The following is a 23,652-nucleotide window of genomic DNA, read 5'->3' as shown; positions in this document are numbered from 1 at the left end:
GGCGCTGCTGCGGTGGAGACCGACTGGCCGCTCGAGCAGCTGCGGGCCTACCGGCCCCACCTGCTCGAGCCGGCCGGGCTCGACGGCTTCTGGGCCGAGACCCTCGCCCCGCAGCGGGCGCGCGGTCCGCACGCGACGTACGAGCTCGTCGATGCGGGGCTGGTGGCCGTGGAGACCCACGCGGTCGAGCTGGCGGGCCACGACGACCACCCGGTGCACGCCTGGCTGCACCTGCCGCCCGCGCCGCTGCGCGGGCCCGGTCCGCTGCCGGGGGTGGTGCAGTACCAGGGCTACAACGGCGGCCGCGGCCTCCCGCACGAGCACGTGCTGTGGGCGCTCGCCGGCTACGCCCACCTCGTCGTCGACACCCGCGGGCAGGGCAGCGGCTGGAGCGTCGGCGCGACGGGCGACCCGGCCGGGGCGGGCGCGGCGCAGCCGGGGTTCCTGACGCGCGGCATCGAGGACCCCCGCGGCTACTACTACCGCCGGGCGTACGCCGACGCCGTCGCCGCCCTCGACGTGCTGCGCGCGCATCCGCTCGTCGACCCCGACCGGGTCGTCGTCGCCGGCGCCAGCCAGGGCGGCGCGCTCGCGACCGCCGTCGCCGCGCTGGCGCCCGGCTCGGTCGCGGCGGCGCTCGTCGACGTGCCGTTCCTCGCCGACGTACGACGGGCGGTGGCGGTCGCGCAGACCGACCCCTACCTCGAGCTGGTCCGCTACCTCGGCGCCCACCGCGACCGCGTGGAGACCGCCTTCGCCACGCTCGCGCACGTCGACGGCGCGGTGCTCGCGCGGCGGGCGACCGCGCCCGCCCTGTTCTCGGTGGCGCTGCGCGACCGCACCTGCCCGCCGTCGACGGTGTTCGCCGCCTTCCACGCCTGGGCGGGCCCGGCCGAGATCGAGGTCTACCCGTTCAACGACCACGAGGGCGGCGGCCCGCACCACGTCCGGAGGCAGGTGGCGTGGCTGCGGTCGACGCTGGGGGCCAGACTGGAGCAGTGAGGTTCACCGAGCACGAGCTGACCGCTGCCCTGACCGGAGCCGCGAAGATGGTCTTCGCCGCCCAGGACAAGGACGTACGCCGCGGCCGCCGCGACGTCGACGAGGCGTGGCAGGCGCTGACCACCCTGCAGCGCTTCCGCCTGCTCGACGCGCTCGGCGACCAGGTGCTCCCCGTGCTCGTCGGGTTGCCCGACGTCGACGTGGAGCCCGGCACCCGCCCGACCTACACCGACGAGGAGGTCACCCGCGTCGTGGAGGAGAAGCTCGGCGGGGGCGTGGCCGGCCGGGTCCGTCGGGCGCTCGTCGTCAAGGGGCGCGTCGCCCTCGTCCAGGCCGCCCTCGCCGCCCTCCCGCCCCGTCAGGACCCCGACGCGTTGATCGTGCCCGACCACCTCTGAGCAAGGTCGACGCACGCGGCCGAGCACGTCGCTCGCCACAGCCCGGGATCGGTCGCCCAGAAGTCGTGTACGACGTCCGGGACGGTCTCGAAGGTTGCCTGGGGGACCAGCTCGGCCAGCTGCTGGAGTGGCCACCTGGGGCGGATGTCCCGTCCCGCCGCGATGAACCGCATCGGCACCGGGCTGTCGGCCAGCTCCCGCCACAGGCGAGGCTGGTGGATCCACCCCTTGAAGGAGTCCATCAGCGAGTCATTGATGTCAGGCACGTGGTCGATCTCGATCGGGGTCTCCGCCGCGGCGCCGGCCTCGTACGCGGCCGACCACTCCCGATCGCGGTGCAGTCCGTGACCCGCGATGCCGACGACTCCTGCCACCCGGTCAGGGTGCTCAAGTGCGTAGCGCACGGCGAGGTCGGATCCCCAGGAGTGCCCCAGCACGATCCACGACTCGGCACCGATGGAGCGACGCACGACCTCCAGGTCCTCGATGGCCCGCGCCATGTCGTGCGGTCCGCCACCGGAGCGACCGACGCCGCGCGGATCCGGGAACCAGGATCGACACCCGTCCGGCGCGAGAGCGGCGTCCGCGAGGTAGTGCACGCACCCCGGACCGCCTGAGAGCACGACGACGTCGGGGCCCTGGCCACAACCGGCCACGTGGAGGTCGACACCGTCATCAGTCGTGGCGAGGAGCTGGTCCATGGCGTCATCCTCGTCGCACCACGCGCTCGACACGAGGGGTCGGCGGCCTGGGCCTCACGGTGCGGTGATCTCGACGGTGCCGGTGGGGCCGCGGAGGTACTGCCGGCCGTGGGGGTCGGTCCAGAGGTGGACGCCGGGGTCGGTGACGGGGTCGAGGGGTCGGTATCGCCATCGTGCGTGGGTCTTGAGCCGGTGGTGCCGCCGACACAGGGGAGCCAGGTTGTGGGTGCAGGTCGCGCCGCCGGCGCCGTGGGGGGTGATGTGGTCGCAGTCGCAGGCTGCTGCGGGGCGGGTGCACCAGGGGAAGACGCAGTGGGGTTCGCGGTGGGCGACCTGGTCGCGGAGCCGGTCGGGGATCTCGTACTGCTCGACGTGGGTGTGGTCGTTGAGGTCGAGGACGGGCTGGACGACGAGGTGGGTGTCGGTGCGGCCGCACCAGGAGCGGATGACCTGTTCGAGCTCGGGTCGGGCGGCGGTCTGGTTGCGGCCGACGGGGTCCAGGCCCCAGAGGGCGGCGTCGGTGAGGTGGAGGTGGAGCACGGTCCGGGTGCCCGGCCGCGCCGGTCGCTCGCCGTTGAGGAGGGCGTCGGCGGCGGCGGGGTCGGCGAGGACGCCGACGGCCATGGAGCGGCGGACGTCGAGGGACTCCCCGTGTCTGGGTTGTCCTGCGGTGCCGAGGATGGCGGCGATGCGGCTGATGGTGGCGTCGACGTCGTGGAGGTCCTTCCAGTCCCCGCGGACGACGAGCTCGGCGATGCCGGTGTGGTTGAGGGTGCGTTCGTCGAGCCGGACGTAGCGTGCGTCGAGGGCGGCGAGCTGGGCGAGCTCGCGTTCCTCGGCGTGGAGGCGCAGCATCGCCTCGTCGACGACGCGGTCGAGGCGGACGATGCCGATGGAGCCGGCCACGGGCGCGACGTGGTCGTCGACGTAGGTGGCGACGTCGTTGTCGTGGCCGAGGACGGCTTGGGCGATGCGACGTGCTCGCCAGGCGGTGACGTGGCCGGCGAGGGTGCGGGCCCAGGTCTTGGGCATCCGGTGGCGCAGCACGAGCGCGTCCCTGATGAGCGCCTGCCCGGCTTCGGTGGACATCCGGTTCGCGGCGGCGAACGCCGCGGGTGCGTCCCAGCGCACCGGGGGGATCCCGGCGAGCTCCGCGCACTCGACCTCGGACTCGGGAGCCGGGTCCGCGGTCGTCCCCGGCACGCTCCAGGCCTCCTGGCCCGGGAGGACCGGGTGCGCGTGCGCCCACTCCACCGCCAGCGAGAGCAGCTCGACCTCGGCGGCGTCCGCAGCCGTCCGTGCCGCACGCACCCGGTCCAGCAACGCGGCAGGTGTCACCGCGTCGTCGGCCGCGGGGAGCGCGGCCGGTGCGAGGACGGCGGGTCGAGTCATGTCCAAAGTATATTCGAACAACTATGCGAACGGAAGGGTCTTCGCGCAGGTTGTGGATCGCGCCGAAGCCTCTAGTCGGACCAGGGTGCGCCGACCGCAGCGGAGGACGCTGCGTGGGCAGCCAGCGGCCACCAGTGGCGATCACCTAGCTCCGCTTCGGCCTCAGTCGCGTCGAGCCACCTCCCGGGCGCGCCCAGGTGCGCGGGCAGGGGGCAGTGCCAGACCATGAAGTACGCGTGCGGTGCCGGCCACGGCCGCCGAGGCGGGCGTCCAGCGAGCCTCAGGCGGTCGGCTCGCCCGGGGGGTGCTCGCCGAGGCAGAACAGGTTGCCCTCAGGGTCGGCGAGGGTCGTCCACCGGACCCACGGCACCTCGTCGAGCACGTCCCACCGGTGCTCTGCACCCGCGGCCAGGAGCCGCTCCACCTCCGCTGCGCGGCTGCCCCACGGCACGGTGAGGTCGAGGTGGAGGGTGCTGCCGGACTCGTCGGTGCGCGGCATGAACATCATCCCGAAGCCGCCGGGCGTCGCGGGCAGGATCACCAGCCCGGGCATCGGCGACGTGGACGGCGCGCCGAGCACCGTGGACCAGAAGGCGGCCAGGCCCTCGGGGTCGTGGGCGGCGACATTCACGGCGCCGAGGCTGACGGTTGCGGGTGCGTTGGTCCCAGCTGTGGTCTCCATGTCCGCACGCTAGGCGCCACCGCCGACGGCCGACAGGTCCGATGGCAGCATTCCCGGCGATGCGAGCCGCTCAGCCCAGCGCGGCGGTGACGAGCGCCTGCGCCTCCTGCTGGACCTGGGCGAGGTGGTCGGGGCCGCGGAAGGACTCGGCGTACACCTTGTAGACGTCCTCGGTGCCGGAGGGCCGCGCGGCGAACCACGCCGAGGAGGTGGTCACCTTCAGCCCGCCGATCGGCGCACCGTTGCCGGGGGCCTCGGTGAGGGTGGCGGTGATCGGCTCGCCGGCGAGCTCGGTGGCGGTGACGTCCGCGGCCGAGAGCCGGGCGAGCGCCGCCTTCTGCTCGCGGGTGGCCGGGGCGTCGATGCGGGCGTACGCCGGCTCGCCGTGCTCGGCGACGAGGTCGGCGTAGTGCTCGGAGGGCGAGCGGCCGGTGCGGGCGAGGATCTCGGACGCGAGCAGCGCGAGGATGATGCCGTCCTTGTCGGTGGTCCAGGTGGTGCCGTCCATCCGCAGGAACGACGCGCCGGCCGACTCCTCGCCGCCGAAGCCGAACGAGCCGTCGACCAGCCCCGGCACGAACCACTTGAACCCGACCGGCACCTCCACCATCGGCCGGCCCAGCGACGCCGCGACCCGGTCGATCATCGAGGAGGAGACCAGCGTCTTGCCGATCCGCGCGCCCTCGGGCCAGCCGGGCCGGGCGCCGCCGAAGAGGTGGCCGATGGCGACGGCGAGGAAGTGGTTGGGGTTCATCAGGCCCGCGTCGGGGGTGACGATCCCGTGCCGGTCGGCGTCGGCGTCGTTGCCGGTGGCGATGTCGTAGTCCGCGCGCCGCTCGATCAGCGAGGCCATCGCGTGCGGGGAGGAGCAGTCCATCCGGATCTTGCCGTCCCAGTCGAGCGTCATGAACCGCCACGTGGGGTCGACGAGCGGGTTCACGACCGTGAGGTCGAGGCCGTGCCGGTCGGCGATCTCCGACCAGTACGCCACGGACGCCCCGCCCAGCGGGTCGGCGCCGATCCGCACGCCGGCCCGACGGATCGCCTCGATGTCGACCACCGAGGGCAGGTCGTCGACGTAGGTGCCGAGGAAGTCGTAGGAGCCGGCCGCGGCGCGCGCCCGCGCGAACGGCACGCGGCGTACGTCGCCGAGCCCGCCGGCGATCAGCTCGTTGGCCCGCGCGGCGATCGCGGAGGTCGCCTCGCTCCCGGCGGGGCCGCCGTGGGGCGGGTTGTACTTGAACCCGCCGTCGCTGGGCGGGTTGTGCGAGGGGGTGACCACGATGCCGTCGGCGAGCCCGGCGCCGGCCCCACCGGTCGACCCGCGGCCGCCGTTGGCGCGCAGGATCGCGTGGGAGACCGCGGGCGTGGGGGTGTACCCGTCGCGGGAGTCGACGAGCACTGTCACGTCGTTGGCGACGAGCACCTCCAGCGCCGAGGCCCACGCCGGCTCGGAGAGCGCGTGGGTGTCGCGGCCGAGGAACAGCGGCCCGTCGTACCCCTGCTCGCGCCGGTGGTCGCAGATCGCCTGGGTGGTGGCGAGGATGTGGGTCTCGTTGAACGACGTGGACAGCGACGTGCCGCGGTGCCCGCTGGTGCCGAAGGCGACCTGCTGGGCGACGTCGTCGGGGTCGGGCACGCCGGTGTAGTAGGCGGTGACGAGGTGCGCCACGTCGACGAGGTCACGAGGGTCCGCGGGCTGTCCCGCGCGCTGGTCGGCCACGCCGACATCATTGCCCACCCGGCCGCTGCGGCAACCCGACCGGCGGATCCGGTGGACGGGCCCCGGAAAAGCGTCACGGCCGCCGGAGCTCCTCGCACGTGGGGGGACGACGAGGGGGACCAGCGACCGTGACACGCACAATCTAGCCGTACGTCGCCCGGTCGGCCACCTCCGGGTTCGGCGAGCCTCCTCCCTAGGATCAGCCCATGACCGTGACGTGCACCGTCGAGGACGGCATCGCCCAGGTGCGGCTGGCCCGTCCGGAGAAGCTCAACGCGCTGACCCTCCCGATCCTGGCCGAGCTGGCGGCGACCGCCCACCGGCTGCGGCGCGACCGCTCGGTGCGTGCGGTGGTGATCGCCGGCGAGGGCGACGCCTTCTGCGCGGGCCTGGACTTCGCGCACGTGCTGCGCCAGCCGGCCCGGATCGTGCCGGCGTTCCTGCCGGTGCCCTGGCGCGGCACGAACACCTTCCAGGAGGCCTGCTGGGCCTGGCGCCGGCTGCCGGTCCCGGTGGTCGCGGCCGTGCATGGGCACTGCCTCGGCGGGGGCCTGCAGATCGCGCTCGCGGCGGACTTCCGCATCGCCGCACCCGACTCGCGCTGGTCGGTGCTCGAGGGCAAGTGGGGGATCATCCCGGACATGAGCGGCATCCGGTCGCTGAGCGAGCTGGTCGGCCCGGACACCGCCAAGCTGCTGACGATGACCGCCGACGTGATCGACGGCGAGGAGGCCCACGACCTCGGGCTGGTCACCGAGCTCGCGGCGGACCCGGTGGCGGAGGCGACCGCGCTCGCGCGCCGGCTGGCCACCCGCTCGCCGGACCAGCTGGCCGCGGCCAAGCGGCTGCTGGAGGGCGCGACGACCCGCAGCGCGCGTCGTACCTTCGCCCTCGAGCGGCTCGAGCAGGCCCAGCTGCTGTTCTTCCGCAACACAGCCAAGGCGCGCGCGGCGGCGTTCAAGGGCGCGAGCGCGACCTTCGGCCCGCGCGTCCGGCCCTGAGGCGCCGCCGCCGGCCCCTAGGGTCGGCGTCCGTGAAGGGCGTGGGGTCCGGCCTGAGGTTCCAGCGCACGCTGGCCCTCCTCGCCGTCGCGCTGCTCGCCTGGGCGCTCGGCCCGCTCGTCGTGCTGCTCGCGTCGGCCGCCCTCGCGGTGCCGCGCGTGCGCCGTTGGCTGCGCCCGACCTGGCGGGTCGTGGCCGGCTGGGCGGCCGCCGCGGTCGCGGTCGTCGGCATCGTGGTCGTCGTGCCCGACGGGTGGTTGCCGGTCCCTCCCGGCACGGGCGCGCTGGTGACGCCGGGCTACACCGGCCGGCCGTTCGCCGCCCAGCCCGTCGACCTCGAGGTCCCGCAGAACCCCTTCCTCGCCCCCAACGGCGTCAGCTCGATGCACCACGACGCCTGGGCCACCGACGCCACCGTCCACCCCGGCCCGCTCGGGGAGTCCCCGAGCGTGACGACCGCCTGGTACGGCCTCGAGGAGTGCGCCACGCTGGCCTTCGACAGCCACGAGCGGCTGGTCGCGCTCTGCGGGGACCTCCGCGGACCGCGGCTGCACGTCATCGACCCCGAGTCGATGCGCCCGCTGGTCAGCAAGGACCTGCCGGACCGCCCCGACGTCGAGGGCAAGCAGCCGTGGGAGAACCTCTGCGCGGGCGCCTACTTCTACCTCGACGCCGAGGACCGCGCGGTGCTGGCCACCACCGACCGCCGGGTGCTCGTCGTCGGCACCTCCGACGCCGACGGTGACCCCGACCTGACCACCGAGGCGACCTACGACCTGTCCGAGCAGCTGCCCGCCGACGACTGCCTGATCGCGGTGCTGCCGGACTGGCAGGGCCGGATCTGGTACGTCAGCCAGGACGGCCGCACCGGCTTCGTCGCGCCCGGCAGCGGCGAGGTGACCGTGCTCGAGCTCGGCGAGGAGGTCGCCAACTCCTTCGCGACCGACCGCGACGGAGCGGTGTACGTCGTCACCACCCACGCGCTCTACCGCCTCGAGGTCTCCCCGGCCGGCCTGCCGCGGGTGCGGTGGCGCACGCCGTACGACCGGGGCTCGCGGCTCAAGGTCGGCCAGGTCTCCCAGGGCAGCGGCACCACGCCGACCCTGCTCCCCGGCGGCGTCGTCGCGATCACCGACAACGCCGGCCCGCGGATGCACGTCCAGCTCTACGGCACCCGCCGCGGCGAGCTGATCTGCCAGGAGCCGGTCTTCGGCGACGACGCCAGCGCGACCGACAACTCCCTGGTCTCGGTGGGCACCGGCGTCGTGGTGGAGAACAACGCCGGCTACTCCGGCCCCTGGCGGACCCTGCTCGGGCGGTCCACCCCCGGCGGCTTCGCCCGCGTCGACCTGGTCACCGGCGAGGACGGCGAGCGCGACTGCGAGACCGTGTGGACCTCCGAGGTCTCCGCCCCGACGTCGGTCGCGAAGCTCTCCCTGGCCACCGGGCTGCTCTACGCCTACGAGAAGCGCAGCAGCCGGTGGGGCGCCGCCGCGTGGTACCTCGTCGCGATCGACGTCCGCACCGGGCGCACCGCCTACCGCGTCCGCACCGGCCTGGGCCTGCTGCTCAACAACCACTACGCCGCGGTCACCCTCGCCCCCGACGGCTCCGCGTACGTCGCCACGCTGGCCGGCATGGTCCGCGTCCGCGACCGCCGGGACTAGTCCCGCGGCTCGGCCTGCGGCTCGGCCTGCGGCTCGGCCTGCTCCCGGCCGGCCTGCTCCTGCTCGGCCTGCTGGGCGCGCTCCTGGTCGGCCCGCTCCTGCTCCTCGCGGGCCTGCTGGTCGCGCTTGCGGCGGCGGTTGACCTCGCCGCGGGCCAGCACGAAGGCCAGCGCGACCGGCCAGACGTAGCCGAGGACGTCGGCCACCCGCCGGACCCAGGCGGGCACCTCGAGGTCGACGTGCGGGATCGGGAGGTCGATGTCGGGCCAGGGGATCGAGGGCAGGTCGATGTCGGGCCAGGGGATCGACGGCAGGTCGATGTCGGGCCACGGGATGTCGATGTCGGGCAGGAACCGGGAGAGCAGCCCCAGCAGGATCGGCACCGCGATGATCGCGACGGCGATGCCGGCCTGCCGGGCGGCGTACCGGTTCGGGTGGGCGAGCATGCGCGCCTCGTGCAGCGCCGCGGGCGAGCCCTCCGCGGGCACCAGGTCGGTGCCGCCGACGCCGATGATCGCCGCGGCGACGTCGCCGTGCAGGGTGGCGCGGCGCGGGGTCCCGAGCGTGCTGAACTTCAGCTTGACGGCGCCGAGGTCGGGATGGTCGTCGCCGGAGTCGAGCTCCGGGCCGTCCTCCACGGTCTGCTTCTCGGCCACGAGCTCGCCGTCGACGTACCAGCGCAGCCGCCGGCGGACCGAGCCCTCGGCCTCCACCCGGTGGTGGCGGCCCTCGACGGTGCGCTCCCAGACCTGCATGGCTCCCACGCTAGGGCGGGCGCGGACCCGGGCGCATCGGACGCCGGTCGCGGACCCCCAGACCTTGGTCTAGGGGTAGCGGACCCCGGTCACGTCCTCGCTGATCTCCCACAGCCGCCGCTGGGCGACCTCGTCGTGGGAGAGCCGGTTGCTGGAGACGACGCGGGGCGGGCCGGAGACCTCCTGCGGCCCGCCGGGCCCGCAGTACGTCGCGCCGGGCAGGTCGGCGGTCGCCGCCATCAGCGTCGGCTGGGCGCCGGCGGCGGCCGACTGGGAGACCGCCCGGATCGCGGCGTCGAGGATGGAGGCGATGCCGCCGGAGGAGCGGCCGTACTGGCCGTTGGCGGCCAGGTGGGTGCCGGCGAAGCCCGGGTGCGCAGCGAGCGCCTTGACCGGCAGCTCGGCGCGGCGCAGCCGCCGGTCGAGCTCGTAGGTGAACAGCAGGTTCGCCAGCTTGGTCTGCCCGTAGGTGGGCCAGCGGGCGTAGCGGCCCTGCTGGACCCGCGGGTCCCCGAGCGGGGCGCTGCGGGCGACCCGGTGGAATTGCGAGCTGACCGCGACCACGCGGCCGTCCCGGCTCGCGACCAGCTGCGGCAGCAGCAGGCCGGTCAGCAGGAACGGCCCGAAGTGGTTGGTCGCCATCTGGAGCTCGAGGCCGTCGGCGGTGCGGGAGTACGGCGTGCCCATCACCCCGGCGTTGTTGACCAGCAGGTCGATCGGGCCGAGGCCGGCCGCCTCGGCCGCGCCGCGGCGCACCGACCCGAGGTCGGCGAGGTCGATGACGAGGGTCTCCAGCTGCGCGTGCGGGACCTCGCGGCGGATCTCCTGCTCGGTGGCGTCGAGCTTGGCCTGCGTCCGCCCGGCGAGGACCACGCGCGCCCCGCGGCGGGCCAGCTCGAGGGAGGTGTGGTGGCCCAGGCCGCCGACGCTGGTGCCGGTGACGAGCGCGGTGCGGCCGGCCTGGTCGGGGATGTCGGCCAGGACCCAGCGGTCGGCGCTCACGGGGTCGTCGCCATCTGCGCGAGCACCTGCTGGGCCAGGGCCCGGTCGCCCTCGACCACGACCGACGCGGCGGCCTCGGGGCGCCGCCCGCCGGCGAGCACCACGAAGGTCTCGCGGTCCATCCGCAGGGTCGCCGTCGGCTCGGCGGGGGCCGCGGGGAGCCGCTCGCCGCGGCCCTGCTCGGTGACGGTGAACGCGATCGGCGCGCTGCCGTCGACCGCGACCAGCAGGGTCGTGCCGGCGGGCGCGCCGACCCGCTTGGCGAGCACGAAGCCCATGGCCTCCAGCAGGTAGTCGGCCACGTGCTGCGCCGCCGGGCTGTCCATGCCGCCGGGGCGGCCGACCGCTCGGCGTACGTCCTGCTCGTGCATCCACACGTCCAGCGGCCGGTTGCGCAGCAGCGTCTCCCAGCTCCACGGCACGCCGGCGAAGATCCGCTCGGGCTTCGCCGCGGCATCGGTCGGCGGGTCGGCCAGCAGGGCGGTGTGCCGCGCGGTGGCCGCCGCGCGGATCTCGATGATCAGCTCGTCGGGGGTGGCGGTACGCCGGTTGGCCGGGCCGATCTCGGTGTAGTGGCCGAGCATCGACCGCACGTGGGCGGGCGCCGGGTCGCCGATCTCGGCGTGCTCCTCCTCGCCGGTGGCCAGCACCCGCTCCAGGTGGGCCACGTGGGCGACGACCGCCCGGACGTCCCAGCCCTCGAGGTCGGTCGGCCGCGACCAGTCCTCCTCGGGCAGCTGCTCCAGCAGCGCGGTGAGGTCGTCGACCGCCCGCCACCAGACCTCGACGTAGCCCGCCAGCCGTTCCTGATCGCTCACGGTGCGGAAGCCTACTGACCGGTCAACATGCCGGCCGGGGACGACCAGAGTGCGGGTGCGGCTACTCCTCGCCGAAGCGGACGGCGAGCACGGCGACGTCGTCGGAGGCGTGGGCGGCGTCGAGGTCGTGGAGGACCCGGTCGAGGAAGTCGCCGGCCGGGCGGTGCACGTGCCGGGCGGCGGAGGCGGCCAGCCGGTCCATCCCCTCGCGGAGGTCCTCGCCGCGGCGCTCGATGAGCCCGTCGGTGTAGAGCAGCAGCGTGGAGCCGGGGTCGACGGGGGAGCGGTGGTCGCCGCGCGGGGCGCCGGGGGAGACGCCGAGCAGCAGGTCGGGGGTGCCCTCCAGCCAGCGGGTCGAGCCGTCGGCCTCGACGACCAGCGGCGGCGGGTGGCCCGCGTTGGTCCAGCGCACGACCCGGCGGCCCTCGGCGTCCTGCTCGAGGCGGGCGTAGACGAGGGTGGCCATCGCGTCGACGTCGAGCTCGCGCAGGGCGCGGTCGAGCCGGGCGACGTTGCCCGAGGGGGCGTCGTCGACGGCCCAGGCGAGGGCGCGCAGCATGGTCCGCAGCTGCCCCATGACGGCGGCCGCGGCGATGTCGTGGCCCACGACGTCGCCGATCATCAGCGCGGTCACCCCGTCGGGCATGACGACCGCGTCGTACCAGTCGCCGCCCACCTGGTGCCGCTGCGCCGAGGGGCGGTAGCGCGCCGCGAGCTGGAGGTCGTCGGGCTGGGGCAGCCGCGGCAGCATCGCGCTCTGCAGCGTCATCAGCGCCTCGATCCGGTCCTGGTGCAGCCGGCCACGGACCACCGCCTGCGCGGCGTACGCCGCCATCGCGCGGTACGTCGCCAGGTCGGCGTCGCCGAGCTCGCGCGGCTCGTCCCAGACCAGCACGAGCGTGCCGATCCGCCGCCGCTGCACGACCAGCGGCAGGAACAACCGGCCCTCGCCGACCTGGGCGTCGTTCGCGAGCTCGGGCCAGCGCTCGTTCTGCGCGCGGACCGAGGGGAAGAACAGCGGCTCGCCCAGGCTCAGCGCCAGGCCGACCGGGTTGCTGTCGTCGACCCGCAGCGCGGCGTGGCGCGCGGCGGACTCCCACGTCGAGCGGGCCGAGGCCGGCTCGACGTAGCGCAGCACCTCCGGCGAGGACGCCGGCCCGGCCGTGGGGAGGTCGGCGGTGGCCGCGTCGCGGTCGTGGTGCAGCCACAGCCCGGCGCGCAGGCAGTCCAGCTGCTCCAGCGAGACCTGCTCGACGGCGGCGGCGACCTCCGCGAGGGTCTGGGTGCGGGAGAGGCCCTCGCTGAGGGCGAGGAGCACCCGGCTGCGGCGGGCGAGGTCCTGGGCGTCGCGCTGCCCGGCGACCGCCTGTGCGCGGAGGCCGCGCTCGGCGAGCTCGCTGGAGCAGGCGGCGGCGAGGTCGGCGAGGCTGTCGAGCTCGTCCTGCCGCCACGGGTGCGGCTTGTCGTCGATGGCGCACAGCGAGCCCACCACCGTGCCGGTGTGGTCGGTGATCGGCCACCCGGCGTACGCGACGACGCCGAGGTCGGGGATGGCGAGGTTGTCGCGGACCCGGTCGTAGAGCCGGGCGTCGGCCACGACCAGCGGGGCCTGGTCGGCGACGACGTACTGGCAGAAGGAGTGCGACAGCGGCGTCTCGCGGGTGGACTGGTAGGGCGGGGGGAGCCCGACGGCCCCGGGGAAGACCTGCCGGTCCTGCTCGACCAGCGACACGAGCGCGACCGGCACCCGGAGGGCGCGCCGCACCATCCGTGCGTAGCGGTCGAAGGACGTGTCGGCGTCCGTCGAGCTCGTCGTCGTCATCCGTCCCCTCCCCCGCGCGAACCCGACGACCGTGAGCCTACTGACCGTCGGGGAGGATGACGGCCATGCGCGCGGCTACTCGTCGCCGGTCAGGTTGAAGGCGCGCAGCCGGCGCCCGGTCAGCCAGGCGCCGAGCGCGATGACCACCACCGAGGCGACCACGGCGTACCAGATCGACAGGTCGTCGACCAGGTGCACGCCGGCGATCGTGTCGACGATCTCGCCGGCCCAGCGGGTGATGCTGAGCCAGCGCACACCGTCGAGCAGGCCGCCCAGCAGCCCCTCCCAGCCGAGCAGGTAGATCAGCCCGATGACGATGGCGTGCCGGGTCATCACCGACAGCAGGGCGAACAGCGAGCAGTACGCGAGGCCGGCGACCAGGCCGGCGACGAGGAAGCCCAGCGCCAGCGACGGCTCGGAGCCGAGCAGCACCAGTCCCGCCACCAGCAGCGGGACGGCGGCGAAGACCACGACGCAGGCTGCCGCGACCGCGAGCTTGCTGGCCACGATCGTGTAGCGCGAGATCGGCTTGGCCAGCAAGTAGGAGATCGAGCCGTCGTCGATCTCGGGGGCGAGCAGCCCGCTGGTCGCCAGCAGTGCGACCAGCGGCACGGTCACGGCCAGGCCGAAGGCGTAGAGGGTGTTCTCGGCGGCGCCCGGGTCGGCGCCGACCAGGGCCCGCACCAGCACGGCGAGGCCGATCAGGCTCAGCGGCAGCACGAACAGCAGGGCCCCGCGCCAGCGCCCGAACACGCTGCGCACGCCGAGCCGCACGATCGTCGGGGACAGGACCTGGCCGCTCATGAGGACACCAGGTAGCCGAACACGCTCTCGAGCGACTCGTCGGTCGGGGTCACCTCGAAGAGCCGGATGCCGTGCTCGCGCGCCAGGCGCGGCAGCACCTCGCTGAACCGCCCGAAGTCCGCGGCCTCCAGCTCGATCCCGCCCTCCGTGCGCAGCCGGGCGCCACGCACCGACGGGTCCTGCAGCAGCGCCGCCGCCAGGGCCCGGTCGTCGCCGGTGCGCAGCACGAACCGGTTGGGCCGGTCGGTCATCAGCCGGCGGATCGCGCCGAAGTCGCCGGAGGCGGCGTGCCGCCCGGCCACCACCACCTCGATCTGGCGGGCCACCTGCTCGACCTCCTCCAGGATGTGAGAGCTGAACAGCACCGTGCGCCCCTCGGCGCCCATCGTGCGCAGCAGCTCCATCAGGTGGATGCGCTGGCGCGGGTCCATGCCGTTGAACGGCTCGTCGAGCAGCAGCACCGCCGGGTCGTGGACCAGCGCGGACGCCATCTTGATCCGCTGCCGCATGCCCTTGGAGTACGTCGAGATCGAGCGGTCCTGGGCGTCGGTGAGCTCGATCATCGCGATCGCCCGCTGGGCGGCCGCACCGGGGTCGGGCAGGCCGTGCAGCTCGGCGTTCGCGACCACGAACTGGCGCCCGGTCAGGTAGTCGAACAGCGCCTCGCGCTCGGGGACCAGCCCGATCTTGCGGTAGACCTGCTCGTTGCGCCACAACGGCTCTCCGTCGAGGGTGACCGTGCCCGCGGAGGGAGCCAGGAACCCCGACATCAGCGCGATCAGCGTGGACTTGCCGGCGCCGTTGGGGCCGAGCAGGCCGGTGACGCCGGGGCCGATGCTCATCGAGACGTCGTTGACCGCGACGACGTTGCGGTACCACCGGGAGACGTGGTCGATCACGATCGTGCTCATCTCAGTCGACCCTCCGGTAGCGGACCAGCAGCGCGACGATCGAGCCCAGCACGACGGCGAGGACGCCGAGCAGGTAGAGGAGCCCCATCGCGGTGCCCTCGGGCGGCGTCGCGGTGGCGGCGGGGGAGTCGAAGAGGAACACCTGCACCCCGTTGACGAGCGTGTACGGCGAGAACAGCCCGGCGATCCGCCCGACCGTGTCGTGGTCGGTCGAGGCGGCGACGCCCTGCACGGTCGAGACCAGCGTGAAGCTCACCAGCAGCACCACGATCACCGCGGTCACCGCGAGTCCGCGGCGTACCGTCAGGGCGGCCACGACGGCGGCGAGGCCGGCCAGGCAGGCGGCGAGCAGCGCGGCGCCCACCAGCCCGCCCAGGAACCGGCCGGTCTCCCGGGTCAGCGGCAGGTCGGCGAGGACCCCGCCGACGTACATCAGCAGCAGCGGCGCGCCGATCAGCACGAAGGTCGCCACGGTCAGGGAGGCCAGCCGCACCAGCACGTAGGTGCGTCGCCGCATCGGCCGGGCCAGGTAGAGGGTGATCGTGCGGAAGCGCAGGTCGCGCGAGATCAGCGCGGGCGCCTGGGAGGCCACGAACACCGAGATCAGCAGCTGGGTGGTGATCGGGTAGGTGGAGTAGGCGACGAGCTGCTCGTCGAGGCCGAGCAGGTCGCGGGCCTGCACCAGCACGCCGACCAGGATCAGCGCCGGCAGCAGCATCAGCCCGAGCAGCAGCATCGGCAGCACCTTCGAGCGCCCGGAGCGGCCCAGGCCGTAGGTGTGCCGCAGGCCGCTGAGGAAGAACGCCCGGGCCACCGCCGGCTCGCCGAGCCGGGGGCCGGTGTAGCGCCGGTAGCCGAGGTCGTGGATGACACCGGTGCCGGCGGGCGGCCTGGCGGGGCGCTCAGACGGGCTGGACACTGCCGGCACCCCCGTCGCGGAAGACGTCCTCGATGCGGTGGTGGCGCTCCTGCATCCGCACCAGGCCGAGGCCGAGGTCGACGGTCAGGTCGCGGACCACGTCGCGGGTGTGCTCGTCGCGCACGTCCACCTCGACCAAGCGCCCCTCGGCCGGCCGCGCCACCAGGCCGGCGTCGAGCAGGGCCTGCCCGAGCAGCCGGTCGGCGTCGTGGCGGCCCTGCACCTCGACGAGCAGGCTGCCGGTGGCGTGCAGGAACTCGGAGGTCGCCGAGGAGCGCAGCAGTCGACCGGCGTCGAGGACGACGATGTGGTCGCTGACCCGCTCCAGCTCGCCGAGCAGGTGGGATGTCACCAGGACCGAGATGCCGAACTCGGCGCCGATCCGGCGTACCAGCGCGAGCATGTCGTCGCGCGCCGAGGGGTCCAGGCCGTTGGTCGGCTCGTCGAGCAGCACCAGCCGGGGGTCGTGCACGAGAGCCTGGGCGAGCTTGGCGCGCTGCTTCATGCCGGTGGAGTAGCCGCCGATCGGGCGGTAGCGCTCCTCGGCGAGACCCACGTGGCGCAGCACGTCGGAGGCACGCTCGCGAGCCGCCGGGTAGGGCAGCCCGGACATCTGGCCCAGGTGCACCACCAGGTCGCTGGCGGAGACGTCGGCGGGCAGGCAGTCGTGCTCGGGCATGTAGCCGACCAGGGACCGGATCGCCGCGCCCTCGGTGGCCACGTCGTGGCCGAGCACCCGGGCGCTGCCGTCGGTCGCCGGCAGCAGGCCCAGCAGGATCTTGATCAGCGTGGACTTCCCGGCGCCGTTCGCCCCCACCAGCCCGGTGACCCCCTCCCCGACGCGCACGTCGAGGTGGTCGAGGGCCGTGACGCGCGGGTAGCGCTTGGTGAGCCCCGCGGTCTCGATGACTGCCACGTGCGCCACGGTAGCCCCCGGGCGTCCGACCTGATCCGCCGATCGGGCGGCGCTCATGCGCGGTGAGGGAGCGACGGTGTTTTTCAACAGGGCCGGGGGCGCGGGGACACTGGACACATGAACAGGACCGCCCGCGTGCGTGCTCCCGAGCTGGTCGGTCGCGGTTGGCTCAACACCGACGGGCCGCTGCGGCTCGCGGACCTCCGCGGCCGGTTCGTGCTCCTCGATTTCTGGACGTTCTGCTGCATCAACTGCCTCCACGTCCTCGACGAGCTCAAGCCGGTGGAGGCCGAGCACGCCGAGGAGCTCGTCGTGATCGGCGTGCACTCCCCGAAGTTCGTGCACGAGGCCGACCCGGACGCCCTGCGCGCCGCCGTCGAGCGCTACTCGGTGACCCACCCGGTCCTCGACGACCCCGAGCTGGTGACCTGGCAGGCCTACACCGCCCGCGCCTGGCCGACGCTGGTCCTGGTCGACCCCGAGGGCTACGTCGTGGGGCAGTACGCCGGCGAGGGCCACGCCCACGCGATCGACGCGCTCCTGGACCAGCTGGTCGCCGAGCACCGCGCGAAGGGCACCCTCCAGCCCGGCGACTCGCCGTACGTCCCGCCCGTCGTCGAGCCCACCGACCTGCGCTTCCCGGCCTCGGCCGTGCCGCTGCCCGACGGCCGGGTGCTCGTCGCCGACGCCGGCCACGACGAGGTGGTCGAGCTGGCCGCGGACGGCGCGGTGCTGCGCCGGTTCGGCGGCTTCCGCGAGCCCAACGGCCTGTGCCTGCTGCCCGCCGACGTCGCCGCCGAGGTCGGGTACGACGCCGTCGTGGCCGACACGGTCGGCCACCGGCTCCACGGGCTCGACACGACCTCCGGCGAGGTCCGCGTGCTCGCGGGCGACGGCCGCCAGTGGATGCAGGGCGACGGCACCGACCGCCTCTCCAGCCCCTGGGACGTCGCCTGGTGGCGCGACCGGGTCTGGGTGGCGATGGCGGGCATCCACCAGCTGTGGACCCTCGACCCGCGCACCGGCGCGGTGGAGGTCGCGGGCGGCACCGCCAACGAGGGGCTGCTCGACGGCCCGCTCGCCGAGGCGTGGTTCGCCCAGACCTCCCGGCTCGCGCCCGCGGGCGAGCGCCTCTGGCTGGCCGACAGCGAGACCTCCGCGGTGCGGTGGGTCGAGGAGGGGCCGGCCGGCCTCGAGGTGCGCACCGCCGTCGGCACCGGCCTGTTCGACTTCGGCTTCCGCGACGGTCCGGCCGACCAGGCGCTGCTCCAGCACCCGCTCGGCGTGACGGTCCTCCCCGACGGCTCGGTCGCGGTCTGCGACACCTACAACGGCGCGGTCCGCCGCCTGGACCCCGTCGCCGGCGAGGTCACCACGCTGGCCGGCGGGCTGGCCGAGCCCAGCGCCGCCCACGTCGACGGGAGCGACCTGGTCGTCGTCGAGTCCGGCGCGCACCGGCTCACCCGGGTGCCGCTCGGCGGCGCCGGCACGCGCACCGACGGCTTCGCGCACTCCACCCAGCGGCCGGTCACCGAGGTGCCGGCCACCCTCGAGCTGGTCGTCTCCTTCACCCCGCCGCCGGGGCAGAAGGTCGACGACCGGTTCGGCCCGCCCGCCCAGCTGCTCGTCGAGGCGACCCCGCCGCAGCTGGTCCGCGAGGGCGGCGGCCGCGGCACCGAGCTGACCCGCACGATCGTGCTCGACCCCCACGTCGGCGAGGGCGTGCTGCACGTCGCCGCCCGGGCGGCGTCCTGCGACGCGGGCGGCGGGGAGGGCGCCGCGTGCCACATGCACCAGCAGGACTGGGGCGTGCCGGTGCGCCTCGCCGAGGGCGCCGACGCCCGGCTCGTCCTCCCGCTCGGCGGCGTCGAGGGGTAGCCCCGCTCGGGTCCTCGGGAGCTCAGCCGCCCAGGGCCAGCCGCGCCGCGATCGCGAGCATCGTGACGCCGATGAGCACGTCGAGCACCTGCCAGGCGCGGGCGCTGGCGAGGAACCGCGCGAGCAGCCGGGCGCCGTACCCCAGGCCGGAGAACCACACCACGCTGGCCAGGCACGCGCCCGCCGCGAACCACCACCGCCCGCCGGACCCGTGGGTGGCCGCGACCGAGCCCAGCAGGAGCACGGTGTCGAGGTAGACGTGCGGGTTGAGCCAGGTCAGCGCGAGCGCCCGCAGCGCCGCCGACCGGCGGGAGAGGCGCGGGCCGCCGGTGGCCGCCAGCGCGTCCGGCCGGCGCGCGCGGAGCAGCGAGGAGACGCCGTACCAGCACAGGAAGGCCACGCCCAGCCACCGCACCACCTCGATCGCCCACGGCGCGCGCTCGACGAGGGTGCCGATGCCCGCGACCCCGGCGAGGATCAGCACGAGGTCGGAGACCGCGCAGATCGCGACGACCAGGGCGACGTGATCACGGGCCAGGCCCTGCCGCAGGACGAAGGCGTTCTGCGCGCCGATGGCGACGATGAGGGCGAGGCCGGTCGCGGTCCCGGTCAGCAGGTGGTCGAGCACGGGCCCGACGCTAGGCGCGCAGCGCCCATCAGGCCAGCGAATGTTCCTCACGAACCTGTAGCAGTGCTTAAGTGGGTGGCATGCACCTCGATCCCGGCTGGCTCGCCGCCCTGACCGCGATCGCCGACCACGGCACGTTCGACGCGGCGGCCCGTCACCTGCACCTCACGCCCAGCGCGGTCAGCCAGCGGATCCGGGCGCTGGAGTCCGAGGTCGGGCAGGTCGTCGTACGACGCACGGTGCCGGCCGAGCCGACGGCCGCCGGCGAGGCGCTGCTCCGGCTCGCCCGCCAGACCACCCACCTGCACGAGGAGGCGCTGCGCGAGCTCGGCGGCGACGAGGCCGGCGTGCCGCAGCTGCCGGTCGCGGTCAACGCCGACTCGCTGGCCACCTGGTTCCACGACGTCCTGGCCGCCGTCGCCGAGCGCGGGGGCGCCGCCCTCCGGCTGCACGTGCTCGACCAGGCCTGGTCGGCGGACCTGCTGCGCGCCGGCACCGTCCTGGCCGCGGTCACCAGCGACCCGGTGGCGGTCCAGGGCTGCTCGGTCGAGCCGCTCGGCACCCTGCGGTACGCCGCCGCCGCGGCGCCGGCGCTGGTCGAGCGGCACCGGCGGGGCCGGGGCGTGGACTGGGCCCGGATGCCGGTCGTGGTCTTCGACGACAAGGACGCCCTCCAGCACGAGCTGCTCGCCGGGCGCGGGCTCGGCCTCCCGCCGGTGGTGCACCGGGTCCCGACCTCGGCGGACTTCCTCGAGGCGGTCCGCCTCGGGCTGGGCTGGGGCGCGCTGCCCGAGCCGCAGCTGGGCCCCGAGGAGCGGGCGGGCCACCTGGTCCGGCTCGACCGGCGCCACCACCTCGACGTGCCCCTGCACTGGCAGCGCTGGCGGCTCCGCTCGGCGCTGCTGGACACGCTCTCCGACGACGTGCGCCGGGCCGCGCGGCGCGCCCTGCGCTGAGGGGCCGTGCGCTGAGAGCCCGGGGACGACGACGCCCCCGGACCCGAGCGGGTCCGGGGGCGTCGTACGTCGTACGAGCCTCAGGCGGTGATCAGAACGCCGACTCGTCGAGGTCCATCAGCGAGAGGTCGGTCGCCTCGGCGATCGCCCGCTCCGCGCTGATGCGGGGGAGGTTGGTGGCCGCGAAGAACTGCGCCGCGGCGACCTTGCCCTCGTAGAACGCCTGGTCCTTGCCCGGGTCGCCGCCGAGCTTCTCCAGCGCCACCTCGGCCTGGCGCAGCAGCAGCCACGCGCAGACGACGTCGCCGAGCGCCATCAGCAGGCGGGTGGTGTTCAGCCCGACCTTGTAGATGTTGCGCAGCTCCTCCTGCGCCGACATCAGGTCGTTGATCAGGTGGCCGACCATCGCGTTGGCGTCGTCGAGCGCCGTGGCGAGCAGCTGGCGCTCGTTCTTCAGGCGGCCGTTGCCGGCCTCGCTCTCGATGAACGCCGTGATCTCGCCGGCGATGTGGCCCAGCGCGCGGCCCTGGTCCTTGACGATCTTGCGGAAGAAGAAGTCCTGGCCCTGGATCGCGGTGGTGCCCTCGTAGAGGGTGTCGATCTTCGCGTCGCGGACGTACTGCTCGATCGGGTACTCCTGGAGGAAGCCCGAGCCGCCGAAGGTCTGCAGCGACTCGGTGCCCAGCAGGACCCACGACCGCTCCGAGCCGTAGCCCTTGACGATCGGGAGCAGCAGGTCGTTGACCGCCTCGGCGAGCTTGGTCTCCTCGCTGTCCATCTGCCCGTTGTGCTGGGCGAGCTGGACCTTGTCCTGCCAGCTGGCGGTGTAGAGCACCAGCGAGCGCATCGCCTCGGCGAAGGACTTCTGCACCATCAGCGAGCGGCGGACGTCGGGGTGGTGGGTGATCGTCACCCGCGGCGCGGTCTTGTCCGACGCCTGGGTGAGGTCGGCGCCCTGGACGCGGGTCTTGGCGTAGTCCAGCGCGTTCAGGTAGCCGGTCGACAGGGTGGCGATCGCCTTGGTGCCGACGAGCATGCGGGCGTTCTCGATGACCTGGAACATCTGCGCGATGCCGTCGTGGACCTCGCCGAGCAGCCAGCCGCGGGCCGGCTCGCCGCCACCGACGGAGGCGTCACCGAAGGTGACCTCGCAGGTGTTGGAGACCTTGATGCCCATCTTGTGCTCGACGTTGGTGACGTAGACGCCGTTGCGCTCACCGGTCAGCTCGCCGGTCTCCACGTCGAAGTGGTACTTCGGCACGAGGAAGAGCGAGAGGCCCTTGGTGCCGGGGCCGCCGGCGCCCTCGACGCCGACCGGGCGGGCCAGCGTGAGGTGCATGATGTTCTCGCTCATGTCGTGCTCGCCCGAGGTGATGAAGCGCTTGACGCCCTCGATGTTCCAGGTGCCGTCCTCGTTCGCGGTGGCCTTGGCCCGGCCGGCGCCGACGTCGGAGCCCGCGTCGGGCTCGGTCAGCACCATGGTCGCGCCCCACTGGCGGTCGATCATGTGGGAGGCGATCTTCTTGTCGCGGTCGTTGCCGTTGCGGTGGACGATCTCGGCGAACGCCGGCCCGGCGGCGTACATCCACACCGGGGCGTTCGCGCCGAGCACCATCTCGCCGATCGCCCAGACCAGGCTGGAGGGGGCGGGGGTGCCGCCGAGGTCCTCGCTGATCTGGAGACGCCAGTACTCGGAGTCCATCCAGGCCTGGTAGCTCTTCTGGAAGGACTCCGGCACCGGGGCGGTGTGCGTGGCCGGGTCGAAGACCGGCGGGTTGCGGTCGCTGTCCTCGAAGGACGCGGCCAGGTCCTCGCGGGCGAGGCGGTCGACCTCGGCGAGGATCGAGCGGGCCGTCTCGGAGTCAACCTCGGCGAACGGGCCGGTGCCGAGGACCTCGTCGCGGCCCAGCACCTCGAAGAGGTTGAACTCGATGTCGCGGAGGTTGCTCTTGTAGTGGCTCACTGCTCCACCTTCGTCTCGTGATGTGTCCGGGGGCTGCCAGCACGCAGGTACTACTGGTCAGTAACTTCCATGGTAGGGGTGCCCCCTCCGGCCAGGCAAGCGGCCGCCCGGGCGGCCGGTCGGATCTTCGCCACACCCGTACGTCGGTAAAGTCGACAGAAACACCCGAGATACGTGTTACGGTACTTCTAGTCATGTCCGCTCGGTGGTGGTGCAACCACCGAGAGAACACCAGGGGAAACCATGCGCAAGCTCATCGTCCTGGGGGTCGTCGGCCTCCTCGCTCAGCTCATCGACGGATCGTTGGGCATGGCGTACGGCGTCACGTCGTCCACGCTCCTGCTGGCCGCCGGCATCGCGCCGGCCGCGGCCTCGGCGGCCGTCCACTTCTCCGAGATCGGCACCTCGCTGGTCTCGGGCGTCTCCCACCACAAGATGGGCAACGTCGACTGGCGCACCGTCTCGATCCTGGCGGTGCCCGGCTTCGTGGGCGCCTTCGCCGGCGCGACGTTCCTCTCCAACCTCAACGGTGACACCGCCAAGCCCTGGGTCGCGGCGATCCTGCTCGGCCTCGGCGTCTACGTCATCTGGCGCTTCCTGGTGCTCGGCGGCCGCCGGCCCACGTTCAAGTCCCGCCCCTCGGCGAAGATGCTCGCCCCCATGGGCCTCGCCGGCGGCGCGCTCGACGCGATCGGCGGCGGCGGCTGGGGCCCGGTCGGCACGACGACGCTGCTCTCCTCGGGCCGCCTGGAGCCGCGCAAGGTCGTCGGCTCGATCGACACCTCGGAGTTCGTGGTCGCCGTCGGCGGCTCGCTCGGCTTCATCCTGGCCCTCGGGTCGCAGGGCATCCTCTGGTCCTACGCCCTCGCGCTGCTCGCCGGCGGCGTGATCGCCGCCCCGATCGCCGCCTGGCTGGTCCGCAAGCTCGCCGCCCGCGTCCTCGGCGTCGCGGCCGGTGGCCTGATCGTCCTCACCAACTCCCGGACCATCGCCGACGCCCTCGGCGCCTCGGGCACGACCGTCGCGGTCATCGCCGGCGTCCTCTTCGTCGCCTGGGTCAGCGGCATCGTCTGGGCGGTCAAGCAGGAGCGCCGCGCGCGTGCCCTCGAGGCCGCGGGCGAGGTCGAGCCGGAGCTCTCCCCGGCCTCCTGAGGCGGCCGATCGGGTCGCGCGGGGGTCGGTGGGCCGGACGAGTCGAGTGACTGGATCGACTTCTCTGCCAGACTGACCCCATGCGCGTCTCCGCCAAGTCCGACTACGCCCTGCGTGCGCTGATCGAGATGGCCTCCCGCGCGGACGGCAAGGCGGTGAGCGCCGAGGAGCTGGGCCGGCTGCAGGAGATCCCGCACGGCTTCCTCCAGGCGATCCTCGCCGACCTCCGCCGCGCCGGCGTCGTCATCTCCCAGCGCGGCCAGTCCGGCGGCTGGCGGATGGGCCGCCCGGCCAGCGAGGTCTCGGTCGCCGACGTGATCCGCGCCGTCGACGGCCCGCTCGTCTCGGTCTACGGGCTGCGCCCGGAGGCGGTGACGTACAACGAGTCGGCCGAGGTCCTCCAGCACGTCTGGATCGCCGCGCGCCGGTCGCTGCGCGACGTCTTCGAGCAGACCTCGATCCAGGCGCTCGCGGACGGCAAGCTGCCCAAGGCGGTCACCTCCCGCACCGCCGACGAGGACGCCTGGCAGCCGCACTAGCCAGGAAGACAGGCACAGGCAGC

At 74.1% G+C, this 23,652-nt stretch carries 22 protein-coding genes; 8 read left to right on the top strand and 14 right to left on the bottom strand.

All coding sequences use genetic code 11. The features are described 5' to 3' along the window. The first annotated feature begins 12 nt into the window (after positions 1 to 12). Entirely contained in the window at positions 13 to 1,002 is a 990-nt protein-coding gene (locus HPC71_RS19625; RefSeq protein WP_171897089.1) for an acetylxylan esterase, read from the top strand. Continuing rightward, positions 999 to 1,400 (top strand): hypothetical protein, encoded by a 402-nt coding sequence (locus HPC71_RS19620; protein WP_171897088.1) that lies wholly within the window; start codon positions 999 to 1,001, stop codon positions 1,398 to 1,400. The genes HPC71_RS19625 and HPC71_RS19620 overlap by 4 nt, the downstream gene beginning before the upstream one ends. Here the strand turns inward: HPC71_RS19620 and HPC71_RS19615 are convergent. The 4 genes from HPC71_RS19615 to pgm form a co-directional block, all read right to left on the bottom strand. Beyond that, on the bottom strand, positions 1,361 to 2,101 hold the full coding sequence (locus HPC71_RS19615; RefSeq protein WP_154616586.1) for an alpha/beta fold hydrolase: 741 nt from the start codon (positions 2,099 to 2,101) through the stop codon (positions 1,361 to 1,363). The genes HPC71_RS19620 and HPC71_RS19615 overlap by 40 nt on opposite strands. Positions 2,102 to 2,155: 54 nt before the next feature. Further along, positions 2,156 to 3,493: an HNH endonuclease signature motif containing protein gene (locus HPC71_RS19610; RefSeq protein ID WP_154616587.1), complete on the bottom strand. Its 1,338-nt coding sequence runs from the start codon at positions 3,491 to 3,493 to the stop codon at positions 2,156 to 2,158. 280 nt (positions 3,494 to 3,773) lie between these two features. After that, a complete protein-coding gene (locus HPC71_RS19605) occupies positions 3,774 to 4,175 on the bottom strand; it encodes a VOC family protein (protein ID WP_154612541.1) in 402 nt (133 codons plus the stop codon). 70 nt (positions 4,176 to 4,245) lie between these two features. Then, a complete protein-coding gene (pgm, locus tag HPC71_RS19600) occupies positions 4,246 to 5,898 on the bottom strand; it encodes a phosphoglucomutase (alpha-D-glucose-1,6-bisphosphate-dependent) (protein WP_171897087.1) in 1,653 nt (550 codons plus the stop codon). 206 nt (positions 5,899 to 6,104) lie between these two features. Between pgm and HPC71_RS19595 the strand changes: the two genes are divergently transcribed. Together HPC71_RS19595 and HPC71_RS19590 are read left to right on the top strand one after the other, a co-directional pair. Then, positions 6,105 to 6,899, top strand: coding sequence for a crotonase/enoyl-CoA hydratase family protein (locus HPC71_RS19595; protein WP_154616588.1), 795 nt, complete (start codon positions 6,105 to 6,107; stop codon positions 6,897 to 6,899). Between the two features lie 32 nt (positions 6,900 to 6,931). After that, positions 6,932 to 8,566 carry a hypothetical protein gene (locus HPC71_RS19590; protein WP_154616589.1) on the top strand — a complete coding sequence of 545 codons (1,635 nt, stop codon included), beginning with the start codon at positions 6,932 to 6,934 and terminating at the stop codon, positions 8,564 to 8,566. Here the strand turns inward: HPC71_RS19590 and HPC71_RS19585 are convergent. The 8 genes from HPC71_RS19585 to HPC71_RS19550 all read right to left on the bottom strand — a co-directional run bounded on the left by HPC71_RS19585 (position 8,563) and on the right by HPC71_RS19550 (position 16,513). Further along, the gene (locus HPC71_RS19585) at positions 8,563 to 9,321 is read right to left on the bottom strand and encodes a hypothetical protein (protein ID WP_154616590.1); all 759 of its coding nucleotides are present in this window, start codon (positions 9,319 to 9,321) and stop codon (positions 8,563 to 8,565) included. The two genes, HPC71_RS19590 and HPC71_RS19585, sit on opposite strands and share 4 nt — an antisense overlap. Before the next feature lie 69 nt (positions 9,322 to 9,390). After that, positions 9,391 to 10,323 (bottom strand): oxidoreductase, encoded by a 933-nt coding sequence (locus HPC71_RS19580; protein WP_171897086.1) that lies wholly within the window; start codon positions 10,321 to 10,323, stop codon positions 9,391 to 9,393. Beyond that, on the bottom strand, positions 10,320 to 11,141 hold the full coding sequence (locus HPC71_RS19575; protein ID WP_171897085.1) for a maleylpyruvate isomerase family mycothiol-dependent enzyme: 822 nt from the start codon (positions 11,139 to 11,141) through the stop codon (positions 10,320 to 10,322). The genes HPC71_RS19580 and HPC71_RS19575 overlap by 4 nt, the downstream gene beginning before the upstream one ends. Positions 11,142 to 11,202: 61 nt before the next feature. Further along, positions 11,203 to 12,963, bottom strand: a complete 1,761-nt coding sequence (locus HPC71_RS19570) for a GAF domain-containing SpoIIE family protein phosphatase (RefSeq protein ID WP_154612546.1) — start codon at positions 12,961 to 12,963, stop codon at positions 11,203 to 11,205. 75 nt (positions 12,964 to 13,038) lie between these two features. After that, positions 13,039 to 13,767 carry an ABC transporter permease gene (locus HPC71_RS19565; protein WP_154616592.1) on the bottom strand — a complete coding sequence of 243 codons (729 nt, stop codon included), beginning with the start codon at positions 13,765 to 13,767 and terminating at the stop codon, positions 13,039 to 13,041. Then, on the bottom strand, positions 13,764 to 14,678 hold the full coding sequence (locus HPC71_RS19560) for an ABC transporter ATP-binding protein (RefSeq protein WP_154616593.1): 915 nt from the start codon (positions 14,676 to 14,678) through the stop codon (positions 13,764 to 13,766). Before HPC71_RS19560 ends, HPC71_RS19565 begins: the two co-directional genes overlap by 4 nt. Position 14,679: 1 nt before the next feature. After that, entirely contained in the window at positions 14,680 to 15,597 is a 918-nt protein-coding gene (locus HPC71_RS19555; RefSeq protein ID WP_171897084.1) for an ABC transporter permease, read from the bottom strand. Continuing rightward, positions 15,581 to 16,513: an ABC transporter ATP-binding protein gene (locus HPC71_RS19550; protein ID WP_253943806.1), complete on the bottom strand. Its 933-nt coding sequence runs from the start codon at positions 16,511 to 16,513 to the stop codon at positions 15,581 to 15,583. Before HPC71_RS19550 ends, HPC71_RS19555 begins: the two co-directional genes overlap by 17 nt. Before the next feature lie 117 nt (positions 16,514 to 16,630). On the opposite strand from HPC71_RS19550, the gene HPC71_RS19545 reads away from it, so the two are divergent. Then, entirely contained in the window at positions 16,631 to 18,391 is a 1,761-nt protein-coding gene (locus HPC71_RS19545; protein ID WP_154616595.1) for an NHL domain-containing thioredoxin family protein, read from the top strand. 22 nt (positions 18,392 to 18,413) lie between these two features. Here HPC71_RS19545 and HPC71_RS19540 read toward each other — a convergent pair whose 3' ends face one another. Then, positions 18,414 to 19,019: a LysE/ArgO family amino acid transporter gene (locus HPC71_RS19540; protein ID WP_171897083.1), complete on the bottom strand. Its 606-nt coding sequence runs from the start codon at positions 19,017 to 19,019 to the stop codon at positions 18,414 to 18,416. Between the two features lie 80 nt (positions 19,020 to 19,099). On the opposite strand from HPC71_RS19540, the gene HPC71_RS19535 reads away from it, so the two are divergent. After that, on the top strand, positions 19,100 to 19,975 hold the full coding sequence (locus HPC71_RS19535; protein ID WP_154616596.1) for a LysR family transcriptional regulator ArgP: 876 nt from the start codon (positions 19,100 to 19,102) through the stop codon (positions 19,973 to 19,975). Positions 19,976 to 20,066: 91 nt separating this feature from the next. Here HPC71_RS19535 and HPC71_RS19530 read toward each other — a convergent pair whose 3' ends face one another. After that, entirely contained in the window at positions 20,067 to 21,938 is a 1,872-nt protein-coding gene (locus HPC71_RS19530; protein ID WP_171897082.1) for an acyl-CoA dehydrogenase, read from the bottom strand. Positions 21,939 to 22,181: 243 nt separating this feature from the next. Between HPC71_RS19530 and HPC71_RS19525 the strand changes: the two genes are divergently transcribed. Continuing rightward, positions 22,182 to 23,090: a sulfite exporter TauE/SafE family protein gene (locus tag HPC71_RS19525; RefSeq protein WP_154612551.1), complete on the top strand. Its 909-nt coding sequence runs from the start codon at positions 22,182 to 22,184 to the stop codon at positions 23,088 to 23,090. Positions 23,091 to 23,170: 80 nt separating this feature from the next. Then, complete coding sequence (locus HPC71_RS19520; protein WP_154612552.1) at positions 23,171 to 23,629, top strand: RrF2 family transcriptional regulator; 459 nt, start codon at positions 23,171 to 23,173, stop codon at positions 23,627 to 23,629. Positions 23,630 to 23,652: the final 23 nt, after the last annotated feature.

The sequence above is a fragment of the Nocardioides marmotae genome (assembly GCF_013177455.1).
GTDB classification, from domain to species: domain Bacteria; phylum Actinomycetota; class Actinomycetes; order Propionibacteriales; family Nocardioidaceae; genus Nocardioides; species Nocardioides marmotae.
Note: the sequence above shows the minus strand (reverse complement) of the source record. Positions and strands in the feature narration are given on the sequence as shown.

Bases quoted from the DNA above. Each gene is read 5' to 3' on its own strand.
- HPC71_RS19615 (WP_154616586.1), bottom strand. From the start codon at position 2,101: ATGGACCAGCTCCTCGCCACGACTGATGACGGTGTCGACCTCCACGTG.
- HPC71_RS19610 (WP_154616587.1), bottom strand. From the start codon at position 3,493: ATGACTCGACCCGCCGTCCTCGCACCGGCCGCGCTCCCCGCGGCCGAC.
- HPC71_RS19605 (WP_154612541.1), bottom strand. From the start codon at position 4,175: ATGGAGACCACAGCTGGGACCAACGCACCCGCAACCGTCAGCCTCGGC.
- HPC71_RS19595 (WP_154616588.1), top strand. From the start codon at position 6,105: ATGACCGTGACGTGCACCGTCGAGGACGGCATCGCCCAGGTGCGGCTG.
- HPC71_RS19585 (WP_154616590.1), bottom strand. From the start codon at position 9,321: ATGCAGGTCTGGGAGCGCACCGTCGAGGGCCGCCACCACCGGGTGGAG.
- HPC71_RS19570 (WP_154612546.1), bottom strand. From the start codon at position 12,963: ATGACGACGACGAGCTCGACGGACGCCGACACGTCCTTCGACCGCTAC.
- HPC71_RS19565 (WP_154616592.1), bottom strand. From the start codon at position 13,767: ATGAGCGGCCAGGTCCTGTCCCCGACGATCGTGCGGCTCGGCGTGCGC.
- HPC71_RS19560 (WP_154616593.1), bottom strand. From the start codon at position 14,678: ATGAGCACGATCGTGATCGACCACGTCTCCCGGTGGTACCGCAACGTC.
- HPC71_RS19545 (WP_154616595.1), top strand. From the start codon at position 16,631: ATGAACAGGACCGCCCGCGTGCGTGCTCCCGAGCTGGTCGGTCGCGGT.
- HPC71_RS19535 (WP_154616596.1), top strand. From the start codon at position 19,100: ATGCACCTCGATCCCGGCTGGCTCGCCGCCCTGACCGCGATCGCCGAC.
- HPC71_RS19525 (WP_154612551.1), top strand. From the start codon at position 22,182: ATGCGCAAGCTCATCGTCCTGGGGGTCGTCGGCCTCCTCGCTCAGCTC.
- HPC71_RS19520 (WP_154612552.1), top strand. From the start codon at position 23,171: ATGCGCGTCTCCGCCAAGTCCGACTACGCCCTGCGTGCGCTGATCGAG.